This is a genomic window from Photobacterium lucens (assembly GCF_009873615.1).
GTDB lineage: Bacteria > Pseudomonadota > Gammaproteobacteria > Enterobacterales > Vibrionaceae > Photobacterium > Photobacterium lucens.
The window spans coordinates 24,083-25,838 of the sequence record NZ_SSMG01000480.1 but is presented as its reverse complement, the minus strand read 5'-3'; the positions used below and the strand labels follow the sequence as shown (position 1 = coordinate 25,838).

Here is a 1,756-nt window from a genome sequence, read left to right as displayed (position 1 = left end):
GTGCATTTTAACTCTCGACTATATTTGGACATAAAAGACCCCCAATAATTGGTGTCCAACTATTGGGGGTCACTTCATGAGGTCGGCTTTTTTATTTCCGTTAGCTTAGACTTTGCTTTAGCTGACTTTATGTAAACTCACAATGTTATTTGATGGTACGTTGGTCTCAATGTAGGTTTTAATTAGATCTTGTTGTTCTTGATTCAGATAAAGTCCTAACTTAGTTCGACGCCACAAGAAATCTTCCACTGTTCTTACATATTCATGATGGATCATGTAGTCGACTTCTTTTTGGAACACACCATCAGCAAACTCTATTCCCATATCTTCAATACAATCTACCTCGGCAAGCATTTTATGGCTGTAACTACCAAATTGTTTTACATAGCGTAATGCTTGTTTTGTGGTTAGCCATGGGTAGCGTTGTTGTAGGCTATTGGCGAGTTCTTCTCGTGAACAACTAAAGTTTCCCCCAGGTAAGGCTTGTGTTGCTGTCCATGATGCGCCCATTTGTGGAAAGAAAGGGGCTAAGTGTTTCATTGCCGATTCTGACAGCTTTCTGTAAGTAGTTAATTTTCCACCAAAAATAGACAGCAGAGGAGCTTGGTCTAATTCTTGTTCAAGTTCTAATGTGTAATCGCGCGTAATTGCTTGTGGAGAATTAGATTCATCATCGCATAATGGGCGTACACCGCTGAATGTCCAAACGACATCTTCTCGATTTAGTTGTTTAACAAAGTGCTGGTTAACAATATCTATTAAATAGTCGATTTCAGTATCGTCGATAGCGACAGTACGTGGATCACCTTTGTATTCAAGATCTGTAGTGCCAATAATTGAAAAGTCATCAAGGTAAGGGATCACAAAAACAATGCGGTTATCTTTATTTTGCAGAATATAAGCTTGTTCTTCATTGTGAATACGAGGAACAACAATGTGTGAGCCTTTAATTAAGCGAATATTTCTTGGTGATGGGGTCTCTAAACCAATATCAAAGAATTGCTTAACCCAAGGACCTGCCGCGTTAACTAATGCTTTTGTACAACGTTCAAAGGTTTCGCCTGTGCGTTGATCAACCATAGTGACACGCCAAATATCACCTTCTCTAACAGCACGCTCTACTTTGCAATAGTTAGCGACTTCACCACCGTTTTCTTGGGTCGCAATAATATTAAGTAGTACGAGGCGTGTATCATCAACCCAGCAGTCGGAGTATTCAAAACCGATTTTCATTTCAGGTTTCAGTAAGCCTGATTGAGCAAGGTTTACTTTTTGGCTGGCAGGCAATGTTGTTCGTTTACCAAGGTTATCGTAAAGAAATAGCCCACAACGGATCATCCAAGCAGGGCGAAGAAAAGGGCGATGTGGTAGACGGAAACGCATTGGTTGAGCGATGTGAGGGGCTTTCTTTAATAATACTTCACGCTCTGCAAGGGCTTCTGAAACTAGACGGAATTCATAGTGTTCAAGATAGCGAAGACCACCATGGATAAGTTTTGAACTTGCGGATGATGTTGCTGAGCCAAAGTCGTTGGATTCATATAACCCTACTTTTAAACCGCGACCTGCTGCATCTGCTGCAATACCCGCACCGTTAATACCACCACCAATAACGATAATATCAAATAGAGTTGTTGCGTTTTTGTTTTTAGAGATATCCATAAATCGACCTTAAATGAGCAAACGAACATAAATGAGCATGAATCAATCATAGGATAAGTTTCGATTACAGTCAATTATACACAACTCCGAACCC

General features: G+C 40.3%; 1 protein-coding gene. It reads right to left on the bottom strand.

Features of this window, described 5'->3' with window-relative positions; translation table 11 throughout:
• Positions 1-117 precede the first annotated feature (117 nt).
• On the bottom strand, positions 118-1,662 hold the full coding sequence (gene glpD, locus E5A76_RS19740) for a glycerol-3-phosphate dehydrogenase (protein ID WP_161119967.1): 1,545 nt from the start codon (positions 1,660-1,662) through the stop codon (positions 118-120).
• Positions 1,663-1,756 lie beyond the last annotated feature (94 nt).